This is a genomic window from Nocardia sp. NPDC050799 (assembly GCF_040654015.1).
GTDB lineage: Bacteria > Actinomycetota > Actinomycetes > Mycobacteriales > Mycobacteriaceae > Nocardia.
On the sequence record NZ_JBFAHF010000050.1, the window covers coordinates 1 to 19,514 of the forward strand.

The 19,514-nt window shown below is 67.1% G+C and carries 17 protein-coding genes; 6 read left to right on the top strand and 11 right to left on the bottom strand.

Translation table 11 applies throughout. The features are described 5' to 3' along the window. Positions 1-443: 443 nt before the first annotated feature. Positions 444-761, bottom strand: a complete 318-nt coding sequence (locus AB0H42_RS32395; protein WP_357062910.1) for a DUF222 domain-containing protein — start codon at positions 759-761, stop codon at positions 444-446. 197 nt (positions 762-958) lie between these two features. Between AB0H42_RS32395 and AB0H42_RS32400 the strand changes: the two genes are divergently transcribed. Both AB0H42_RS32400 and AB0H42_RS32405 read left to right on the top strand, forming a co-directional pair. Beyond that, on the top strand, positions 959-4,237 hold the full coding sequence (locus tag AB0H42_RS32400) for a protein kinase (RefSeq protein WP_357062912.1): 3,279 nt from the start codon (positions 959-961) through the stop codon (positions 4,235-4,237). Between the two features lie 436 nt (positions 4,238-4,673). Further along, positions 4,674-5,456 carry an IclR family transcriptional regulator C-terminal domain-containing protein gene (locus tag AB0H42_RS32405; RefSeq protein WP_357062914.1) on the top strand — a complete coding sequence of 261 codons (783 nt, stop codon included), beginning with the start codon at positions 4,674-4,676 and terminating at the stop codon, positions 5,454-5,456. 13 nt (positions 5,457-5,469) lie between these two features. Here the strand turns inward: AB0H42_RS32405 and AB0H42_RS32410 are convergent, their stop codons facing one another. Genes AB0H42_RS32410 through AB0H42_RS32445 form a run of 8 tightly spaced genes read right to left on the bottom strand, consistent with a single transcriptional unit; the run spans position 5,470 to position 13,264 of the window. Next, entirely contained in the window at positions 5,470-6,429 is a 960-nt protein-coding gene (locus AB0H42_RS32410) for a PDR/VanB family oxidoreductase (protein WP_357062916.1), read from the bottom strand. Continuing rightward, entirely contained in the window at positions 6,426-6,926 is a 501-nt protein-coding gene (locus tag AB0H42_RS32415) for a hypothetical protein (RefSeq protein ID WP_357062917.1), read from the bottom strand. Before AB0H42_RS32415 ends, AB0H42_RS32410 begins: the two co-directional genes overlap by 4 nt. Then, positions 6,923-8,041, bottom strand: a complete 1,119-nt coding sequence (locus AB0H42_RS32420) for a zinc-binding dehydrogenase (protein WP_357062919.1) — start codon at positions 8,039-8,041, stop codon at positions 6,923-6,925. The genes AB0H42_RS32415 and AB0H42_RS32420 overlap by 4 nt, the downstream gene beginning before the upstream one ends. Next, positions 8,038-8,910, bottom strand: coding sequence for an ABC transporter ATP-binding protein (locus AB0H42_RS32425; protein ID WP_357062920.1), 873 nt, complete (start codon positions 8,908-8,910; stop codon positions 8,038-8,040). The genes AB0H42_RS32420 and AB0H42_RS32425 overlap by 4 nt, the downstream gene beginning before the upstream one ends. Before the next feature lie 32 nt (positions 8,911-8,942). Continuing rightward, positions 8,943-9,773, bottom strand: coding sequence for an ABC transporter permease (locus tag AB0H42_RS32430; RefSeq protein WP_357062922.1), 831 nt, complete (start codon positions 9,771-9,773; stop codon positions 8,943-8,945). Between the two features lies 1 nt (position 9,774). Further along, positions 9,775-10,845, bottom strand: coding sequence for an ABC transporter substrate-binding protein (locus tag AB0H42_RS32435; protein ID WP_357062923.1), 1,071 nt, complete (start codon positions 10,843-10,845; stop codon positions 9,775-9,777). Positions 10,846-10,862: 17 nt separating this feature from the next. Beyond that, positions 10,863-12,146, bottom strand: coding sequence for an aromatic ring-hydroxylating dioxygenase subunit alpha (locus AB0H42_RS32440; protein ID WP_357062925.1), 1,284 nt, complete (start codon positions 12,144-12,146; stop codon positions 10,863-10,865). Further along, positions 12,140-13,264, bottom strand: a complete 1,125-nt coding sequence (locus AB0H42_RS32445; RefSeq protein ID WP_357062926.1) for an MFS transporter — start codon at positions 13,262-13,264, stop codon at positions 12,140-12,142. The genes AB0H42_RS32440 and AB0H42_RS32445 overlap by 7 nt, the downstream gene beginning before the upstream one ends. A 196-nt stretch (positions 13,265-13,460) precedes the next feature. Here AB0H42_RS32445 and AB0H42_RS32450 point away from each other — a divergent pair, with 196 nt between their 5' ends. Then, positions 13,461-14,270, top strand: coding sequence for an IclR family transcriptional regulator C-terminal domain-containing protein (locus AB0H42_RS32450; RefSeq protein WP_357062927.1), 810 nt, complete (start codon positions 13,461-13,463; stop codon positions 14,268-14,270). On the opposite strand, the gene AB0H42_RS32455 is transcribed toward AB0H42_RS32450, so the two are convergent. Continuing rightward, positions 14,267-14,581 carry a transposase gene (locus AB0H42_RS32455; protein ID WP_357062953.1) on the bottom strand — a complete coding sequence of 105 codons (315 nt, stop codon included), beginning with the start codon at positions 14,579-14,581 and terminating at the stop codon, positions 14,267-14,269. The two genes, AB0H42_RS32450 and AB0H42_RS32455, sit on opposite strands and share 4 nt — an antisense overlap. Positions 14,582-14,915: 334 nt before the next feature. Here AB0H42_RS32455 and AB0H42_RS32460 point away from each other — a divergent pair, with 334 nt between their 5' ends. Beyond that, positions 14,916-15,866 (top strand): oxygenase MpaB family protein, encoded by a 951-nt coding sequence (locus tag AB0H42_RS32460; protein ID WP_357062928.1) that lies wholly within the window; start codon positions 14,916-14,918, stop codon positions 15,864-15,866. Positions 15,867-16,053: 187 nt separating this feature from the next. Here the strand turns inward: AB0H42_RS32460 and AB0H42_RS32465 are convergent, their stop codons facing one another. Next, positions 16,054-16,965, bottom strand: a complete 912-nt coding sequence (locus tag AB0H42_RS32465) for a helix-turn-helix transcriptional regulator (RefSeq protein WP_357062929.1) — start codon at positions 16,963-16,965, stop codon at positions 16,054-16,056. A 138-nt stretch (positions 16,966-17,103) separates the two neighbouring features. On the opposite strand from AB0H42_RS32465, the gene AB0H42_RS32470 reads away from it, so the two are divergent. Both AB0H42_RS32470 and AB0H42_RS32475 read left to right on the top strand, forming a co-directional pair. Beyond that, positions 17,104-18,009 carry an MBL fold metallo-hydrolase gene (locus AB0H42_RS32470; RefSeq protein WP_357062930.1) on the top strand — a complete coding sequence of 302 codons (906 nt, stop codon included), beginning with the start codon at positions 17,104-17,106 and terminating at the stop codon, positions 18,007-18,009. A gap of 53 nt (positions 18,010-18,062) precedes the next feature. Next, positions 18,063-19,502: a carboxylesterase family protein gene (locus AB0H42_RS32475; RefSeq protein ID WP_357062932.1), complete on the top strand. Its 1,440-nt coding sequence runs from the start codon at positions 18,063-18,065 to the stop codon at positions 19,500-19,502. The last annotated feature ends 12 nt before the right edge of the window (positions 19,503-19,514 follow it).

Genomic DNA, 19,514 nt, shown 5'->3' on the forward strand with positions numbered 1-19,514 from the left:
ACCAACTACCGGAGACCTCGCCACATCACCAACTTCTCAACCCGGACAACGGGTTCCATCCCACACCATCGGGCTTATGAAACGCGGCCTAGTGTGTTGTCGAGCGATGCCGGGATCTGATGCGCTACAGCTTCGGCGTGATCGAGAAGACCCCGCCACCTGGCCGACATGGCGGACACTGCTGCCACATATCGAGGCCTTCGCCGCGCACATCGAAGGTGACACCATTTTTCAGCACGTTGGTGATACCGGGTCGGAGGCGGTGATCTCGCGGCGGTTGCGGATGAACAGTCAGCGCACCCCGCCCTCAAAGACGGCGATCGCCCGGACCCGTCCTACTTCATCTCCACCGCCCACCCGGGGCCATCCGGCGGCGGCCCGGCAACCGCGAGCATCGGCGCCGGCGCCCGGGCCGGGGTCGGGAGGTTCACCAGGGCTCGGCCTCAACTCGCTGCCGCCAGCGCCCTCCACGCCTTTCTGGAACGCGAGCGGGCCTGCGGAGCTGCGTAGTCGATTCGCCGGCGCGCCTCGTGGGCGCTGATCCGCAGCAGATCAGTCAATAGCTCCACGGTGTCCCGATAGCCGGTGTCCGCGGCGAGGCCACGACGTTCGGCCTCGGCGACGGCCGCGCGCATGGCGGCATCCAGTCGCTTGCGGTGGCGTTCGGTTTCGACGAGTGCGCGCAGCAAGTCGACATCGGCGAGTTCCGGCCATCCTGGTGTTCGGGCAGCCGGCGCCAGCGGGGTCGAATTCTTGGTCACCGAAGCAGCATACTTCAGAGTAGAACATATGTTCGATAGCCGGGCCGGGAGAAAGCGAATCAGGTCGGAAGCACCCTTGAACCCACGGGCCCGTCCCAGGTAGCTGGGTAGTCGCCATGTAGCCGGGTAGGCTTCTTTTGCCAAGTGTTGACGTGTGCGGCGCTCGTTGCCGGGACTGCTGATAGATGTGTGCAGCTATGAGTGAGGATGATCCGTCTCCGACGGTCCGTGATGTGGTCGATCCGGTCACGGAGGGGTTGGCCGCGTCCGGGTTGGATGACGCCGAGGAGATCGGACGGGGCGGTTTCGGCGTGGTTTACCGCTGCATACAGGCGGAGTTGGATCGGGCGGTTGCGGTGAAGGTGCTGCCTGCCGAGTTGGACGCAGAGAGTCGGGCGCGATTCTCCAGGGAACAGCGGGTGATGGGGCGTTTGACCGGGCATCCGAATATCGTCATCATGCTGGAGACGGGTGTCACCGCGACTGGGCAGCCCTACTTGGTAATGCCGTATCACCGGTTGGGGTCTTTGGACGGGCGAATCCGAGAGCAGGGTCCGCTGCCGACCGAGACCGTGCTGTGGATGGGCGTAAAGATTGCTGGAGCCCTGGAGAGCGCGCATCGCCTGGGCGTCCTGCATCGGGACGTGAAACCGGGCAATATCCTGCTGACCGATTACGGTGAGCCGGCGTTGACCGATTTCGGTCTCGCGCGGATTGCCGGTGGGTTCCAGACAGCCGCCGGTGCCCTTACCGGGTCGCCGGCGTTCATGGCCCCAGAGGTCCTCGCGGGTGAGGATCCGACGTCCGCGGCAGACGTCTACGGCCTGGGCGCCACCTTGTTCTGCGCGTTGACCGGACACGCGGCGTTCGAACGGCGAAGTGGCGAAAATGTGGTGACCCAGTTTCTGCGGATCTCCACCGAGCCGGTGCCGAACCTGCACGAGCTGGGCATTGCTGAGGACGTTGCGGCGATGATAGCGGCGGCGATGAGTCGAGAACCACAGCGTCGGCCGACTCCGGTGGCGCTGGGAGAGGCGCTGCAGCAGGCACAACGGCATCACGGGTTTGCCGTCGATGAGATGGCGTTGTATTTCGAACCGGACGGCGAACCCCGGGACCGCATGGTCGACGCGCCGAAATGGCGTTCACCGGTGTCAGTGCCTCGGCAGGGTGCGGGGACGTTACCGCTGGAGTTGACCAGTTTTGTCGATCGCCGCAGCGAATTGGCCGCGGTGAAGAATCTGCTGTCCACGGCCCGGCTGGTGACATTGACCGGGATCGGAGGGGTCGGAAAGACTCGGTTGGCACTGCAGGCAGCCGCTGCCGTGCGCGGGGACTTCGCCGATGGGGTGTGGCTGGTCGAGTTGGCCGATGTCTCCGAGCCGGCACTGATGGTCAACGCGGTGGCGACCGCTCTCGGGTTACGTGATGATCCGGCGCGGTCGTTGTCGGCCGTGGTGCTCGACTTCCTTGTCTCACGGGTGTCGTTGCTGGTCCTGGACAACTGCGAGCACCTGGTGGAGGCGGTGGCGGAACTGGTCGACAGTTGGCTACAGCACTGCCCCGATTTGCGGATCCTGGCGACCACCCGGGAAACGTTGGACTCTGCCGGAGAGGCGATATTGCAGGTCCCGCCGCTGGCAGCGCCTGAACCGGATCAGGATCCGTCGCCACGAGGGCTGGCCCGCTACGATGCGCTGACTTTGTTCACCGACCGTGCGACCGCGGCCATGCCAGGTCTGCAGTTCTCGGACGATGACAAGGTGAGTGTGGCTCGGATTTGTGCTCGGCTGGACGGATTGCCATTGGCGATCGAGCTGGCGGCGGCCCGTATACGTACGATGTCTCCGGAGCAGATCTTGCAGCATCTCGACGATCGGTACGCATTGCTGACCCGCGGGAGCCGCACCGCGCCCAGGCGGCAACAGACCCTGCGGTGGTGCATCGACTGGAGCTACGAATTGTGTACCCCGGCCGAGCAGCGGCTGTGGGCCCGGCTGTCCATCTTCGCTGGTGGCTTCGAACTCGACGCCGCCGAGCAGGTGTGCGGAGCTGATTCGGCTGCGGGTGGTCTGCTCGATGTGCTGTCGTCGTTGGTGGACAAGTCGATCCTTACCCGGGACGAGTCGCGTGGTGTAGTGCGATTGCGGTTGCTGGAGACGGTCCGTGAGTACGGTCGGGACAGGTTGCGGGAGTCCGGCGAGGAACAGTTGCTTCGGCGTCGTCACCGCGACTGGTTCAAGCAGCTGGCGCAGTCTGCGGACGCCGAGTGGATCAGCGCTCGGCAGCCCTACTGGTTCGCCAGGATCCAACGCGAACAATCCAACTTACGTGCCGCCCTCGAATACAGCCTGGCCGAAGACACCGAGCAGGCGGCGGAAGCCGGACTGAAGCTCGCCACTGCACTATACGGCGTCTGGACCTTCCTCGGGATGTACAGCGAAGGTCGCCGATGGATCGAGTTGCTCCTCGACCATCCCGCTCCGCAGTCTGTAGCCGACCGGGTAAAGGCTCTTCAAGTGGGCTCCACAATTGCTGCCATGCAGGGTGACCTGCCGACGGCCGCTGAGTTTGCGGAAGAGGGGCATGTGTTGGCTCAACAGGCTCCGATCCCGACAACTCGGGCGCCGATCGCCTACGCCGACGGCTCTGTGGCGCTCTACAGTGGTGATCTTGCAGCGGCGTCTCTGTCCTTCGAACGTGCTGTTGAAGAGCTGGGTTCGAATCGGCAGGGTTTCCCTTACGGTTCTGCTTTGACCTTTCTCGGTTTGGCGCGCCAACTTTCCGGTGATCCGAGGGGGGCGATCGAGTGTTATCAGGAGCTGCTTTCCGTCACTGAGGCGTGTGGCGAAGTACTTTTCCGGTCTGCTGCGTTGTGGGGCATGGGCCTCGCCGCTTGGCAGCAGGGCAGCCTGGCATGGGCGATGGAACTGCTCGAGAATGGCCTGCGGGTCAACCGACAGATGTCCAGTCCGTTCGTTGCTGCATTGCTTCTCGAAGTGCTGTGCTGGGTGCATGGTGACCAGGGCGAAGCCGAGCGCGCAGCAGTACTGATGGGAGCCGCGGAAGAACTGCAGCGGTCCATGGGCAACCCTGCGAGCATTTTCCCTACCTCCCGCCATCAGGACGAATGCCTGCTGCTGACGAGATCCGCCCTCGGCGACCGTAGGTTCGATGCGGCTGTCCACAAAGGACGAGCGATGGTGATGGACGAAGCTGTTGCCTACGCGCTCGGTGAACAACCCGCCGAGAACAAGCCCTTGGCAGGGCCCGGCGGGGCGCTGACCAAGCGCGAACAACAGGTCGCTGACCTGATCGCCCAGGGTCTCACCAACAAGCAGATTGCCGCGAATCTTGTGATTTCCCAGCGCACCGCCTCTGGCCATGTCGAGCACATCCTGATGAAGCTCGGGTTCACCTCTCGCGCACAGATCGCGGCATGGATCGCGGAGCGTGCCGAGCAGCAGAATCAGTGACCGTTCCGAATCAGGATGCAGCCTGTGCGGCTGTTACTGTCCCGCGGGGGCTTGGATGGCCCGGCCGGGTTTGTGAGCGGAGGGATGAAGAGTAGCGCGAAAAGTCGTTATCGCTGTGGTCGATGGTCCTGGCGCGGCAGCTTTGTGGCGCGTTCACGCGGATCGTAATCGGGGCCGACGCCCTCGATCGGCACCAGATCACCGTCGATATGATCGGCGCGCAGCGGCAGGATCTCCGGCCGCCGAACGGGTCCGAGGTGGACTGGATGCGTTCCAGGTACTCGAGAATATCGGGGTGCGGCCGGCGATTACGCAGGTGGGCGAAGCCCTGAGCGGACCTGCTCCGAGGCTGGGTTCGTGTCGTGCCGGGCGGCCATTACCGCCGAGGTGAAGGCGCCGAGCCTGTTCCGATGGCCGGCGCGGCTAGAATTCAGGCGTGAGCCGTACAACCACACCGGACGACGAGCTGGTGACATCCCTGTTGCGCGGCCTCGAGGTGCTCGACATCCTGGGCAGCAGCGACGAGCCGTTGTCGCTGGCGGAGGTCGCCCGGGCGGTCGACACCACTCGTGCCACGGCTCGGCGGTTTCTGCTCACACTCGAGCACATGGGGTATGTGGCCACGAACGGCCCCACCTTCTGGCTGCGGCCGAAGATCATGGAACTGGGCGACACCTACCTGGATTGCCTCGGTCTACCCGCCATCGCGCACCCCCATCTGGCCTCACTCGCGCACGAAGTCCGCGATACCTGTTCACTGACGGTTCTCGACGGCGACAGCGTGGTGTACGTGGACCGGGTGAAGGCTTCCCGGGTGTTGCGGGTGAACATCGCGGTCGGGACGCGGCTGCCCGCATTCGCCACCTCGACCGGCCGGGTGCTGCTCGCCGATTTCGACGACGAACGATTGCACACCTTTCTGTCCGACCTCCATGCCGAGCCACTCACCGGGCGCACCCAGACCGATCCGGACAGCGTCGCGCGCATGATCGCCACCGCCCGCACGGACGGTTACGCCATCGCCGATCAGGAGCTCGATCCCGTCCTGCGCTCGGTCGCCGCGCCGGTGCGCGGGAAGGACGGCCGCGCCGTCGCCGCGGTGAACGTTTCCACCCACGTCACCCGGACATCGCTGGAGCAGTTACGTGAGTCGATCCTGCCTCGGCTCCTCGATACCTCGGCGGCGATCAGCGCCGCACTGATAGCCGCCGAGGAATGACATCGAGGATCGGTCAGAGGTCGAGGACGATCCGGGGCGACTTCGAACGGCCGACACAGACCATCATCGTCTTTCCGGCGGATCGCTCCTTCTCGCTGAGAATGGTGTCGTGGTGTTCCGGCTCGCCGTCGAGGACCTTCGTTTCGCAGGTCCCGCAGAAACCTTCTTCGCACGAGGTCATCAGATCCGGACAGGAATCGCGGATGACATCGAGCATGAGATCGTCGGGACCCACCGTCAACACCGTTCTGGATCGTTTCAACTCGACCTCGAACGAGTCGCCCGAGGCCGCCTCCGCCGCGGCTGCCCCGTCGGCCTCGAAGCGTTCGAGTCGCAGTTGGCCGGCGCGCCCGGCCTGCTCACAGGCTTTTTCGAGATCTGCGAGCAGCCCGGCCGGACCGCAGGCGTAGATCAGGGTGTCCTCGGTGACCGAGCCGACGAGCTCGGCGAGGTCGGGACGTCCGGTCTCCGCACTCACCAGCACCTTGATGTGCGGGCCGGTCGCCAGTTTCTGCCGGAACGCCATCGACCCCAGGTCACGGCCGATATACACCAGTTCGTAGGGTGACTTCTCCCGCTCCGCCCGGATCACCATGGCCAGCATCGGTGTGATGCCGATACCGCCGGCGATGAACAGATACCGTGGCGACGGCTCCAGCGGAAAGTGGTTGCGCGGACCGCGAATCCCGACCTTGCGTCCCACCAGCATGGTGTCGTGGAGTTCGGCGGACCCGCCGCGACCGTGGTTTTCCCGCAGTACGGCGATCCGGTAGTAGCTCGTGTCCCCCGGCGGGCTGCACAGGCTGTACTGGCGGATCAGCCCGGACGGCAGCATGATGTCCAGGTGCGAGCCCGGCTCCCACGCCGGCAACAAACCGCTGTCGGGAACCATCTCCAGCGAAATGACACCGTCGGCCTCCAGTGTGGCCTGACGGACGGTGACCTCGATGAATTCCTGCTCCGCGCCGGTCATGCCGAAACCTCCGCCGCGGCCGATCCGGTCTCGGCGCGTGCACCGCCGCGCAGGACGTCGAGCAATCCGGCAAGCAACCGCGGTCCGCGGACGGAGATCACCATATCGACTTCCTGACGCAAGGTGACCATGGCGGAGGCACCGGCCGGGTCCGCCCAGTTCTGTGGGTCCACCAGCACCGCGGCGAGTAGATCGCCACCCTCGCGGCCGGCCGCGCAGACCTCGCGCACAGTCGATTCGGGGACGTCGGACAGGTCGGTACCGATCAGGACGACCATATCGGCCGACCTGGTCACCTCGCCGGTGCCGGCCGGAGCGGGCGGCTCCCAGACACCGCTGCCCAGTGGCTCGGTCAGTGCCCGCACCGGATCGGGGTTACTCAGGACACGGATACCGTCGACACCGAATGCAGCCAAATCGGCGGTCAGGAGCGCGCTGCCGGCGCCGAGCGGGACGACGAGTACCCGCGCCTCATAGGAGCGGCGTAGTGGATTCATGTGATTGCCTCCGCAGCAGGACGTGTGGTCGTGGCGTCGGCCGAGAGCCAGGGCGAGACGACCACATGCGGTGTAGCGGGTCCGGTGCCGGAGCCCATCGCCCGCAGGGCCCGGCCCACCAGATCGAGCGGAATATGACGGGATTCAATGGTTTCCAGCCCGGTGCTGCGCGAATCCAGCAGGCCGATGGCCTGGCGCACAGCCTCCGGCGAGCGGCCGCGGACCCCGCGCACGGTCAGCAGGTTACGTACGATCGCACCCGGATCGAGTGCGGCGTCACCGCCGCTCAGTCCGCCGAGCACCAGGACACCGAATCGGCCGAGCAGGCGCAATGCGGTCGCCACTGTCTGGGGTGACCCGATGGTGTCGATAACGGCGTCGGCGCGACCGGCCCGGCTGAGCACACGCTCGACCAGGGTGTCGTCACTGACCTCCGCGTGCGCCCCCAGCCCGCGGGCCATATCCAGGCGCGCGGTATCGCTCGGCAGGCCGAGCACGGTCACCGATTCCGCACCCCCGGCCACGGCCGCGGCCACGCAGGCGAGGCCGTGGTAGCCCGGTCCGATGACGACCGCTGTGGCGCCTGGGCCGACACCACCGGCGTCCAGGGTCCAGTCGACCGCATTGGCCAATGGAAGGGTCCACGCCGCCTCGTCGACGGTGAGGTGTTCGGGCAGCGGGTGCAGCGCATGGCGTGCGCTCAACTCCAGATACTCGGCGTTGCCGCCGTGCAGGCCGGAGCCGCGATCGGCCGGGATCATCCCGACCCGTTCGCCGCCGGTCCACAGGTCGACGCCGGGGCACAGCCGGTAACGACCGGCCCGGCAGTCGGCGCATTCACCACACCCCACGTACTCTTCGACCGCGACCCGGGTTCCGATATCGATGCCGAGGGCCGCGGCGTCGTCGTCGGTCAGATACTCGACCCGGCCGATCGTGTGATGTCCGAGAACCGCCGGTTTCTTCAGTCCGCCGGCATGCAGGGTCACATCGGTACCGCAGACCGCGGAGGATTCCACCCGCAACCGGCTGACCCGATCGGAGAGCACCCGTGTCCGTACGGCGGTGTCGCCCTTCCCGTCGCTGACGGCGGCCCGCACGACAAGATCGCTCATCGCCGGAACCATCCGCGCTTGGTCGGCGTTTTCTTCGCCTCGGCCTGCTGCTTCGCCCGTTCGACCTCTTCGCGCAACTGTTGCCAGATGTCGTAGACGATGGCGCCGTATTCGGGTTTGTGACGCAGCTCGAGGACATCACGCGGCCGCTCGAACGGGACATCGATGAAGGCCTTCGCCTGCCCGGGCTGGGCACTCATCACCATGATCCGGTCACCGATGGTAACCGCCTCGTCGACCGAATGGGTGATGAAGACGACCGTTTTCCGGGTCTCGTCCCAGATCCGCAGCAGTTCGGCCTGCAGCAGCGTTTTGTTCTGTTCGTCCAACGCCGAGAACGGTTCGTCCATCAGCAGGATCTCCGGGTCGTTGGCGAACGCCCGTGCGATCGATACACGCTGGCGCATACCGCCGGACAGCTGGTGCGGGTATGCCTCGGCGAACTTTGTCAGGCCGGTCTTGTCCAGGTAGTGACCGACGGTCTCGTTGATCTCGGCCTTCGGCACGCCGCGCATGGTCAATCCGTAGGCCGCGTTTCCCCACACGGTCATCCAGGGAAAGATCGTGTCTCCCTGGAAGACCATGGAATTCTCCGGCCGTCCCGCGGTGCCGCCGGCGATTTCGATGGTGCCCTCGGTCGGCTCCTCCAGGCCGGCGAGCATGCGCAGGAAGGTAGTCTTCCCGCAGCCACTGGGTCCGACGATCACGAGGAACTGCCCCTGCGGGACATCCAGGTCGAAGGACTCGAGTGCCGTGATGACGTGTCCACCGGGAACAGTGAAACGCTTGCTGAGGTTGCGGATCGCGAGTTTGCTGCCGGCATGGTCCGTCGTGGTCGACGCCGTCCCCGGCGTAGCGATGTGGGACATGAGAAGTGGTTCCGATCGTTGAGTGAAGCGCGTCAGTCTTGCGTGATCCACGGGGTGAGTTTGCGGCCGATCGCGCTGACGATCACGGCGACTCCGAAGCCGACCCCCGCGAAGACCAGTAGGTAGGCATACATCGCATCGATGGCGAAGAGCTGGAAGGAGTTCCACACCATGAAGCCCCAACCGGATCCCGCGCCGCCCATCATCTCCGCGATGGACAGCATGATCAGGCCCATTCCGGCGCCGAGCTCGATACCGGTGATGATGCTCGGCATCGCACCCGGGATGGCCACGCTGCGGAAGACCTGCCAGCGACTGGCACCGAAGTTGTCGGAAACGTCGTAGTAGATGCTGGAGACATTCGCGACGCCCGCGGCGGTATTGATCACCACCGGGAAGAAGGCGCCCACGGCGACGAACCAGTAGGTCGTCCACTCACCCAGACCGAAGAAGAGCAGGAAGAGCGGGAACACGGCGCTCTTCGGGATGGGGTACAGCCCGGAGATCAGCGGCTTCAGCGCGGCGCGGACCACCCGGGACAGCCCCATCGCCACGCCGATCAGGACCGCGGGAACGGTGCCGAGCACAATGCCCACCACGAGACGGCCGATACTCACCACGGACTGTTCCCACAGCTCACCACTGGCGGCCTGGTCCCACAGGGCGCCGAAGATCGCGGTAGGTGCGGGGTAGAACCGTTCGTCGATCACGCCGGTGCGAGCCAGCAGCTCCCACACCACCAGAAGCACGACGGGAGTGAGGACCGAGATCGCGCGCTGCGCGGTACGGCCGAGCGCTGGGCGGCGACGCGGCGCTGCGGCGGCCTTGGCCGCGACCGGCGCGTCGATGGTCGTTGCTGTCATGTCATTGTCCCTTCGGCACGGTCTGTGCCGCCTTGTCGGCGAAGCTGGTGTCGACCAGCGAGCCGAAGTCGACAGCCGTATCGCCGCGATACAAGCCCTGGTCGGCGAAGAACTCGTAGTCCCGCTGCAAACTCCTGGTATTGGGGACCGCGTCCGGGTCGACATACCCCGGCACGGTTTTCACGATGATCGCCGGATCCAGACCGGTGCCCGCGGAAACGATGCCGACGATCTCGTCCGCACCCGGCCCGTCCCAGCTGCCGCCCGCCACAGCCGCGCTGTAATCCCGCGCCGCACGCACGTAGGCATTCATGAAGCACTGGGCGGCCGCCCCCTGCTCTCCGATGAAGTCGCCGCTGTAGAGCAGCACCGCGAGCTGCTGATCGTTGTAGACCTCGGTGGAGTCGGCCAGTTTCACCGCCGAACCTGCTCGCAGGGCCGAGGTGGCGGCCGGTTCGGTGGTCATCGCCGCGTCGATCGAACCGTTCTGGAACGCGGCCACGTGGTCGGCGAACCCGAGGAAGGTGTGGCCGACGTCGTTGTACCCCAGTCCGTGCGCGGCGAGCACGGAGCCCAGAGTCGATGCTGTCGCCGTTCCCGGCGCCGGCTCGGCGACCTCGAGCCCCGCGAGGTCCGCGGGCGTCTTCACCCTGCCGGACTCGACCAGGTCCTTACGAACCAGGAGCGGCATGTAGTTGTGGTCGGTGACCAGTTTGCCCTTGTCGGCAACGATTTTGATGTCGATATCCCGCGCGATCCCGTTGTAGAACCCGGCGGAAGGGGCGCCCGCACCCACATCGAGGTGCCCCGCCGCGAGATAGGGGATCATCTCGCCGGCGGACTTGAACGAGCGCAAGTTCACTTCCATGCCTTCGTCGGCGAAATATCCCTTTCCGTCGGCGATGTAGAGAATCGCGTCGGACAGACTGCTGACGATGCCCGCGTCGATTTCGACTCCCGCGCAGGAAGTAGCTCCGGCAGCGCTCGTCGAGCACGCGGTGATCGGCGCTGCCGCCGCGGTGGCGGCCAGCGCGGCCGCTACCGCGCGGATGCGCCATGGTCGTTTCTGCATACCTTTTCCTGACCCGCTCAGACGGAGACGAAGTTCTCGCCGGGCGTGACTCTGGTCGCCTCGGCGGTCCCCTCTTGGAACGGAACCTGCTTCGGCAGCACCATCGAGGTGGAGCGCACCCGGGTGTGCGCGGGGTCGAGACCGGGCAGGCCGTCGGACCCGAGATCTTCCAATGCCGCCAGCAGGCGGCGGCGGGCCAGGATGATGGCCGCGTCGCTGGTACCGAGGCGCTCTTTGGTGCGATCGCAGATGACGCCCATCGACTCCTGCAGCGAGAAGTCCTGTGCAGCGATTCCGGCGACGCCGGAGAAGGAATCGCGGCGGCGCTGCGCGCCTCGGTCGATCAGATAGTCGTTGGCCTTCTCCGCCAGCGGGTCGTAGGTGCCGGGTTTGTACTTCACATGGATACCGTCACCACTGGCCAGGGCCTCGAGCGTGGCTTGGTCGAAGTCCTCGGTGGGGTGATAGTTCCAGCTCCAGGCCCAGCACGTCTCGTCGTCGATCGGAACCCAGGCGTGGCCACCGAGCGGATTGTGGGTGCCGAACGGCGGAATGATCGTGTACCACGGCATCATCCATTGCGTGACGCGCCAGTAGAAGTGCTCCTCGTCCGCGTTGCGGCGGGCACCGATCAGCAGTCCGCCGTCGGACTCGGCCACTTCGAATTTCGGCCGGGTGTCCGCCTTGAGGTACTTGTTGCCCTCGGTGCCGCTGTGCAGCGGGTCGTTGTCGAGGTTGTAGCGATGGGCGAAAGAAACATGGCTCGAGTCGATACCGCCCTCCATCGCCTGCAGGTAATTGCTGAACTGGCGCCGCTTGGAGATGAAACGCTGGGCCGGGCGTAGCGACATCCACTCCAGATCGGGTAGTGGCGGCTCCTTGTCCGCCGGGCCCATATACGCCCAGATCACGCCACCGGCCGCCACGGCCTTGTACGCACGCTGTTTGATCTTTTCGCGCATTTTCGTGCCCTCCGGCTCGGAGGGCATATCGACGCAGTTACCGTCCACGTCGTACTTCCAGCCGTGGTACGCGCACCGAAGTCCGCACTCCTCGTTACGCCCGAAGAAGAGCGAGGCGGTGCGGTGACTGCAGAATTCGTCGATCAGGCCGAGGCGACCCTGCGTGTCACGGAACGCGATCAGCTGCTCACCGAGCAAGCTGACGCGCACCGGGTCGCAATCGGGCTCGGCAACCTCGTCGGCGAGCAGCGCCGGGATCCAATACCGGCGGAACAGGTCACCCATCGGGGTACCGGGGCCGGTGCGGGTGAGTAGTTCGTTCTGTTCGCGAGTCAGCATGGTGTGCCTTTCAACTGGGGACGAGACTGACCGGTGAGGCAGCCGAGGACAGCAGCGACCGCAAAGGCCGCCAGTGGTAGGAGCCAGGCGAGCTCGAAGGACAACGTGTGGTCGAGCACCAGGCCGAAGGCGAGCGGACCGGTCGCGAAACCCAGATAGAGTCCGGTGACGAGCAGGGCTGTCGCGGCGCCGAGACGGGCCGGCGGCACGCTGCGGATCAGGGCGGACATCGTCACGGAATTGGACGCCAGCGCAGCCGCGCCGAAAACACCGGCACCCAGCCAGACCGCCCATGGACCGGCCCGTACCGCCGACAACACAAGCGCCACACCGGCCGCCGACCCGAGGGCCAGCACCGTGAAGGTCGAGGGCGCGAGCTCCTGTCGATCCGAGCGCCGGCCCCACCAGATCCGGCTTGCCAGCCCGACAACCCCGATCATCGCTGCTGCCAGCCCGGCGGTGCGGACCCCGAAACCGAGACGCTGGTGCGCGAAGAGCGGCGTGTAGGCGTTGGTCGCCTGCAGGCCGAAACCCATGAAGAAGGTGTACGCGGTGAGCATCGGCACCGAGACCGTCCCGGTATCCCCCTCCGGGCCGGGCGTCCGGACCACCACGGCACGACGCACCCGGCGCGCGCTCAGCACGCCGATCACCGCCACCAGCAGGCAGCAGGCCACCGCGACCCGCCAGCCGGCGAGCACCGCAAGGGAGGGGGCCAGCAGACCCGCCGCGAGCTGGCTCATCTGCACTCCGGACTGTTTCCAGCCGATCAGTGCGCCCCGGCGGCCGGGCTCGAGGCCGGCAACGATCCGGTTCGTGGCCGGATTGGACAGCGCCTGAGCGGCGCCGGCCACGACTGCGGCGGTAACCACCACGACATAGGAGGTGGCAACCGCGAGCAGCAGGATCCCGAGGGCCGCGCCGAGCGAGACCGCGACCATGAGCGTCCCTGCCTCGACCCTCGATGTGCGCCGCCCCAGTAGGAGTGCAGTCGCCGCCGCCGACGCGAAGGCGATCGTGGACACCGCACCATACTGGGTCGGTGTGAGCCCGAGGTCGCCGATCACCAGCGGCGAGACCGCGGTGAACGCGTAGAGGACCAGCGGCCCCACGCCCATGCATGCAGCCAGGGCAACCCATAGCACGGCGCCGCCATCGCCGCGGGGGCTGGTGCTCCTGGGCAAATTTTGAATACCCAACATTTCATTCCACTCTGCGTACAAGTGTTTGATTTCGCGGTTCAGCATGTCACGCAGGTCACAATCGGTCAAGGCATGTCGGCATTGTGTTCCACAGATCAGTAGATTTGTGCGCATGGCGGAATCCATCACCGGCGAGGTCCAGGCCGCGCCACCCTCCGCGCGTGACCTGGTGCAATCGCTACAGCGGGGCCTGGCAGTGATCCGGGTATTCGGCGCCGGCAATCCGGCGCTCACCCTTGACCAGGTCGCCGCCCGCAGCGGTATCAGTAGATCGGCGACCCGGCGGCTGCTGCGGACCCTGATGGCCGCGGGCCACATCCGATTCGACGGCCACCGCTTCGCCCCCACGGCACGGCTGCTCGATCTCGGCTATCCACAGCAGTCACGCCTGTCCCTGGCCGAGGTTGCGCGACCGCACTGCGAATCGCTCGCGCACCGGACCGGGCACACCGTGTCACTGGCCCGGCTGGAAGGACCGGAAGCTGTCTATCTGGTCCGCGTGGGACTCCCCCGGTTGATGGATGTCTCGATCGACGTCGGGACCCGGCTACCCGCCCACCTCCCCGCCATCGGACGCGTGATGCTCGCCTGGCTCCCCGAACGAGAATTGGCGGAGTACCTCGCCTCGGATGCCTACCGCGACAACCCCGCCCGCACTCTCCAGACGCAGGAAGAACTATACGAACAACTCGAGCAGATCCGGGCGAACGGCTGGTGCCGATCCAGCGGAGAACTCGACGCGGGACTGAGCACACTCGCCGTTCCGGTGCGCGACCGAAGCGGGAATGTCGTGGCCGGGCTCAATATCTCGACCCACACCGGGGAAGAAGAGCTATGGGACGAGACCGGCAAGATCTTTCACCATCTGAGCGAATGCGCGGCTGCCATCGGATCGGATGTGCATCCGGCCCATCTGAGCTAGAGGCTGTCCTCGAAGTCGGATAGGCAGGTTGGGCAGGTCGAGCTTCCCGTGATAGGAAGCACTGGCGTGGCGGAAGCGCCGCGACCCGCAAAGGTCGTTTCGGCCGGGGTGGGTGTGTGGTGCAGCCGGTTAGCGGTTTGCGTGCGGGCGCGGATCAGGTCGCCACGGTATTCGGTGAGCGTGCGCAGCACCTGAGCGGTCGCGTTGGTGCGCATGGATTGCAACTCGGTGCTGTCGAGCGCGGCGATACCGACCGACAGCGCGTCTGCCTCGTCGGTCTTGCGACCATGCCCAGTCGAGAGCGTCCGGATACGGTGGGCGAGTTACGCTGGAACATCGAGGGTTCGAGTCCATCGGCAGCCAGCTTCTGCGCCAGGGGCGCACCGAGTCCACGGGCCCCTTCGATCGGCCAGATCGCGTGGGGCCAGGATTGGGCGAATCGGCGCAGCTGCCGATAGCCGGTGCGGTTGACCTCGACACACAGCGAATCGAGGGGCTGAGTCGCGGCAGTCCGGGCCGGCTCGTCGGCTCGCCGCCGGAGCCGAGCGTGCTCGGCGGCCGCGGGCGTAGTACTGCGGGAACTGCGGTGATAAACTGCCGATGAAAATCATTTCTTCTTCCTGTCCGAGATGACGAGGTGACGAAATGACGACCCACGCGACTGCGCACACCGCCGAGGCCGACCCCCGTGTCCGGCCCGAAGTGCTACGGGAGTTCCGCAAACATTCCGGCAGTGTGCTGGCCGGTGCTTTCGCCGGTGCCGCTTTCGACGAGGTGGCGCTGGTTCCGGTCGCCGCCGCGGTGGACCGGACCGGCCGGTTCGAGGAGAACTTCACCGATCGCACTGCCCGCGGTGGTGCGTCCGCGATGATCGCGCTGTGGGGTGATTCCGACGACCGCCGGGCCGAATCGGAATGGCTGAAACTGCGGCATCGTGATGTGCATGGTACCGGTTCGGCGAAATTCGGCGGGGTGGAATACAGTGCGCTGACTCCTTATACCTGGAAATGGGTCGCGGTCAGCGGAATCTTCGTGGTGCTCAATACCTTCACCTACTGCACCGGCACGGAATTGCGGCCAGAGGAAGAGGAAGCCGCCTATCAGCTGCTGCGCGGAATCTTCATGGATCTCGAACTGCCCAGCGCGGCCGGCAAGTTCCCCGCGGATCTGGCCGAGGCACGGGAATACTACGACACCTTGGCGACCGAGGAACTGGCCGAGAATCCATTTCTGGTCGAAAAATTCGCGGCCCTGACCGAGTTGCCGTTGCCGACCGCGAGGTTGTCGCCGTTGGCCCGGCGGGCTCTGACCCCGCTGTGGCTGGTGATCCGGCCGGTGCTCGGGCATGTGATCCAGGTGTGTTCGTCCAAGGCCATGCATCCGGCGGTGCAGGAGCTGACCGGTTTCGAGCTGAAGCCGCGGCACGATCGGGAATTCGCGATCTATGTGCGGCTGCTGCGGTGGGCATGGCACCACCTGCCCGACCGGTTGCTGCTGCAACCGCTGGCCTACAACCGCTTTCAGTACGAGAAACTCGTGCAAACCTTGCGCGGGTTCGGGCTGGATTCGTTCGCGGTTCCCGAAGACCGGCGCTGAGCGGGCGGGCGAGGTCGTGGCCGGCACTTCGGGGCCAGGGCGACACGCGGCCTCTGCGGACCACGGTCCATCTCGAGTAGGGACCGCGCGCTGCGGCGTTCGGGTCGAGGCCGTGTCGCCGGCCGCAAGGCCACGCAGTTGAGCAGCTGCCGCAAGGCCGGTGCGTTGAGGCCGGGCTACGAGGTGGTCACCGGGCGGCGGTGGAGCGGTCGGGCAGGGCCGGTCCACCGCTCCGGCCGGACCGATCCACCGCACTCGCCTGCCGCAGCAGGGCCATGGCGGCCTCCGACGGTGACCCGGCGGGCGTCGTGCACACCACGACGGACTGCCCCGGCGAACGCGCGAGGACGAGGGTCTGCTGGGTGACCGTCACCGTGCCGACGACAGGATGGCGCAGCTCGTAGGTGGCGGCGTCGCACGGCGTCACCCGGTGGTCACCCCACAACGCCACGAATTCCGGGCTCTTCATCGTCAGCTCGCCGATCAGCTCGGCGAGCAGCCGGTCCTCCGGATGACGGCCGACGGCGATCCTCAGATTGCCCACGACCGCGCGCACCTTGCGCCGCCAGTCCCCGTATAGCTCTCGGCAGTGCGGGTCCAGGAACAGCATCCGGCTCATGTTCGGCCGGCGCGCGGGGTCCTCCGGGCTCAGCGGGTCGACGTGGCCGGCGAGCAGGGCGTGGCCGAGTGGGTTCCACGCCAGCACGTCCGTGCGCCGGCCGAGGACGAGCGCCGGGACGCCGTCGAAGGAGCGCAGCAGGTCCCGCGTCTCGTCGGCGAGCTTCTCGGGGCGGGGCCTTCGCGCCTGCGGTACCCGGCGGGAGGCCCCGGCGAGGCGTTCCAGGTGGTCCCGCTCATGTTCGTCGAGCAGCAAGGCGCCGGCGATCGCCGCGAGCACCTCCGCCGACGCGCCACGGGACAGGCCCTGTTCGAGCCGGGTGTAGTAGGACACGCTGACCCCTGCCAGCTGCGCCAGCTCCTCCCGGCGCAGCCCCGCCACCCGTCGGCGTGGCCCGAGGTCGTGGAGACCCACGTCTTCCGGGCGCAGCCTGGCCCGCCGTGCCTGCAAGAAGTCGCCGAGCGGGCTTGGTCCGTCCATCACTCCACTATCCACGCCAACGGCACCGCCCAGCCACACCCTGCCGGGGGTAGGACAAGGCGGGGCTGGTTGCCGCGCGCGGACACGATCAGGCTCGACCTGGCCAGGGCAGCCGCCCCCGATTCACGAGGAGTGATCATGGATCAGATCGAGCTGGGTGACGTGACCATCACCCGTGTCAAGGAGTACTACGGCTCCGTCGAGATGGGCCCCGCGGACTTCTTTCCCGACAGCCCCGACGGCGCCTGGGACGAGCACCGGAGCTGGCTCGCGCCGGACTTCCTGGACACCGGCACCGGCGAATGCCTCTCGGCCATCCAGACCTGGCTGCTGCGCAGCGAAGGCCGCACCATCCTCGTCGACACCGGGGTCGGCAACCACAAGGACCGCCCCTACGCGCCCGTCTGGAACCGGTTGGACACGAACTTCCTGGACAACCTCGCCGCGGCCGGTGTCCGGCCCGAAGACGTCGACGTCGTCATCAACACCCACCTGCACATCGACCACGTGGGCTGGAATACCTACCTCGACGGCCGGACCTGGGTGCCGACCTTCCCGAACGCGACGTACCTGATCACGCGGCAGGACTTCGACTTCTGGAATCCGGCCAACAACCACGAACCGCTGCTGGGTCGCGGCAACCAGAACGTCTTCGAGGACAGCGTCGCTCCGGTGCACGAGGCCGGGCTGATCCACCTGTGGGACGGCTCGTACCGGATCGACCGGAACCTCCGGCTGGATCTCGCGCCCGGCCACACCCCCGGGTCGTCCGTGCTGACCTTGGAGTCGGGCGGCGACCGCGCGCTGTTCGTCGGCGATCTGGTGCACACCCCGTTACAGCTCGTGGAGCCGGAGACCAACTCCTGCTTCTGCGAGGACCCGGCCGAGGCCCGGGTGACCCGCCACAAGCTCCTCGGCCGCGCGGCCGAGGACAACGCGCTGGTTTTCCCCGCTCACCTCGCCGGCCAGGGCGGCGCCGAGGTCGAGCGCGACGGGTCGAAGTTCGCCATCAAGGAGTGGGCGGGCTTCTCCCGCATCGCCTGAGCCGGTGGGGCCGGCCCCTGCCCCGCAGTAACCCGAGAGAGGAAGCGTTTCCCGTGCCCCAGCAGGCAAATCCGATCGTCGAGACCCCGGCGGGCGCCGTGCGCGGTGTTCGTGACCGCTTCGGCGAGTTCTACCGCGCCGTCCCGTACGCGGCGGCACCCAGGGGCGCCGGCCGGTTCGCGCCACCGGCGTCCCACCCGGGCTGGTCCGGTGTCCGGGACGCCACCGCACCGTCGCCGACCGCGCCGCAGCCGGCCCGGGACTTCGGGCGGCTCGACATGACCCCCTACTTCGGCCCGGGCTGGGTGCGCGGCGAGGAATACCTGACTGTCGACGTCCGCACGCCCGGCGCGGACGGCGGGAAGCGGCCGGTCATGGTCTTCGTACACGGCGGCGGGTTCGTCACCGGTTCCACCCGCGCCGCGCTCTACGACGGCCGGGCGTTCGCCCGCGACGGCGTGGTGCTGGTGACGGTGAACTACCGCGTCGGCATCCCCGGCTTCCTCGACCTGGACGGCGCCCCCGCCAACCGCGGGCTGCTCGACGTCCTCGCCGCGCTCGGCTGGGTGCGGGACACGATCGCTGCGTTCGGTGGCGATCCCGCGAACGTCACGCTGTTCGGCCAGTCCGCGGGTGCCACCATCACCGGAGCCCTGCTGGCGACGCCGGAAGCCAAGGGGCTGTTCCGGCGCGCGATCGTCCAGAGCGGCACCGGCACCGGCGCCTTCACCCCCGAGCAGGCGCACCGGGTCACCGCGGCGGCTGCCCGGGCGCTGGGCGTGCCGCCCACAGCGGAGGCCTTCGCCGAGATCCCGGACGAGAGGTTTCTCGAGATTTTGCCGGATCTCGCGGGGATCGACCTGCGGACCGCGACGGCCACGGACCCACTCGTCGAGCTGAGCCCGTTCTCCCTGGTCCTGCCCGTGCAGCCGGCCGACGCCCTGGCGGAGGGGCCGGCCGGAGAGGTCGGCCTGCTCATCGGCACCAACACCGAGGAGGGCCATCTCTACCTGGTACCGCAGGGCAAGCTGGAGTCGTCCACGGACGATGATGTGCTCGCCGTCGCGGCGAAGGTCGGCGCGGACCCCGCCGCCGTCGTCGCGGCTCATCGGGCGGCCCGGCCGGGGGCGACCCCGGGCGAGCTGCGCTCCGCGGTGCTGGGCGAAGGCCTCTTCGGGGCCGGCACCGCTCGGATGACCGAGGCCCACGCCCGGCTGTCCGGTGGCCGCACCCACGTGTACTCGTTCGGCTACCGCTCGACGGCTTTGGACGGTCGGCTGGGCGCCACCCACACGGTCGAGCTGCCCTTCGTGTTCGACATCGCCGATGAACCGTGGCTGCACGGCGACGCCGGTCTGCTCGGTCCCGACCCGGCGCCCGCCGGGCTCGCGGCCCGCGTGCACGGCGCCTGGGTCGCCTTCGCGACCCACGGCGACCCCGGCTGGGCCGCGTACGACCCGCGGTGGCCGCAAGCGGAAGCCCTGGGTGGCTGAAAGATCCCCATC

Coding starts and splice junctions, on each gene's coding strand:
- AB0H42_RS32400 (WP_357062912.1), top strand. CDS start 959: ATGAGTGAGGATGATCCGTCTCCGACGGTCCGTGATGTGGTCGATCCG.
- AB0H42_RS32410 (WP_357062916.1), bottom strand. CDS start 6,429: ATGACCGGCGCGGAGCAGGAATTCATCGAGGTCACCGTCCGTCAGGCC.
- AB0H42_RS32415 (WP_357062917.1), bottom strand. CDS start 6,926: ATGAATCCACTACGCCGCTCCTATGAGGCGCGGGTACTCGTCGTCCCG.
- AB0H42_RS32420 (WP_357062919.1), bottom strand. CDS start 8,041: ATGAGCGATCTTGTCGTGCGGGCCGCCGTCAGCGACGGGAAGGGCGAC.
- AB0H42_RS32425 (WP_357062920.1), bottom strand. CDS start 8,910: ATGTCCCACATCGCTACGCCGGGGACGGCGTCGACCACGACGGACCAT.
- AB0H42_RS32430 (WP_357062922.1), bottom strand. CDS start 9,773: ATGACAGCAACGACCATCGACGCGCCGGTCGCGGCCAAGGCCGCCGCA.
- AB0H42_RS32435 (WP_357062923.1), bottom strand. CDS start 10,845: ATGCAGAAACGACCATGGCGCATCCGCGCGGTAGCGGCCGCGCTGGCC.
- AB0H42_RS32440 (WP_357062925.1), bottom strand. CDS start 12,146: ATGCTGACTCGCGAACAGAACGAACTACTCACCCGCACCGGCCCCGGT.
- AB0H42_RS32445 (WP_357062926.1), bottom strand. CDS start 13,264: ATGGGCGTGGGGCCGCTGGTCCTCTACGCGTTCACCGCGGTCTCGCCG.
- AB0H42_RS32450 (WP_357062927.1), top strand. CDS start 13,461: ATGGCGGAATCCATCACCGGCGAGGTCCAGGCCGCGCCACCCTCCGCG.
- AB0H42_RS32460 (WP_357062928.1), top strand. CDS start 14,916: ATGACGACCCACGCGACTGCGCACACCGCCGAGGCCGACCCCCGTGTC.
- AB0H42_RS32465 (WP_357062929.1), bottom strand. CDS start 16,965: ATGGACGGACCAAGCCCGCTCGGCGACTTCTTGCAGGCACGGCGGGCC.
- AB0H42_RS32470 (WP_357062930.1), top strand. CDS start 17,104: ATGGATCAGATCGAGCTGGGTGACGTGACCATCACCCGTGTCAAGGAG.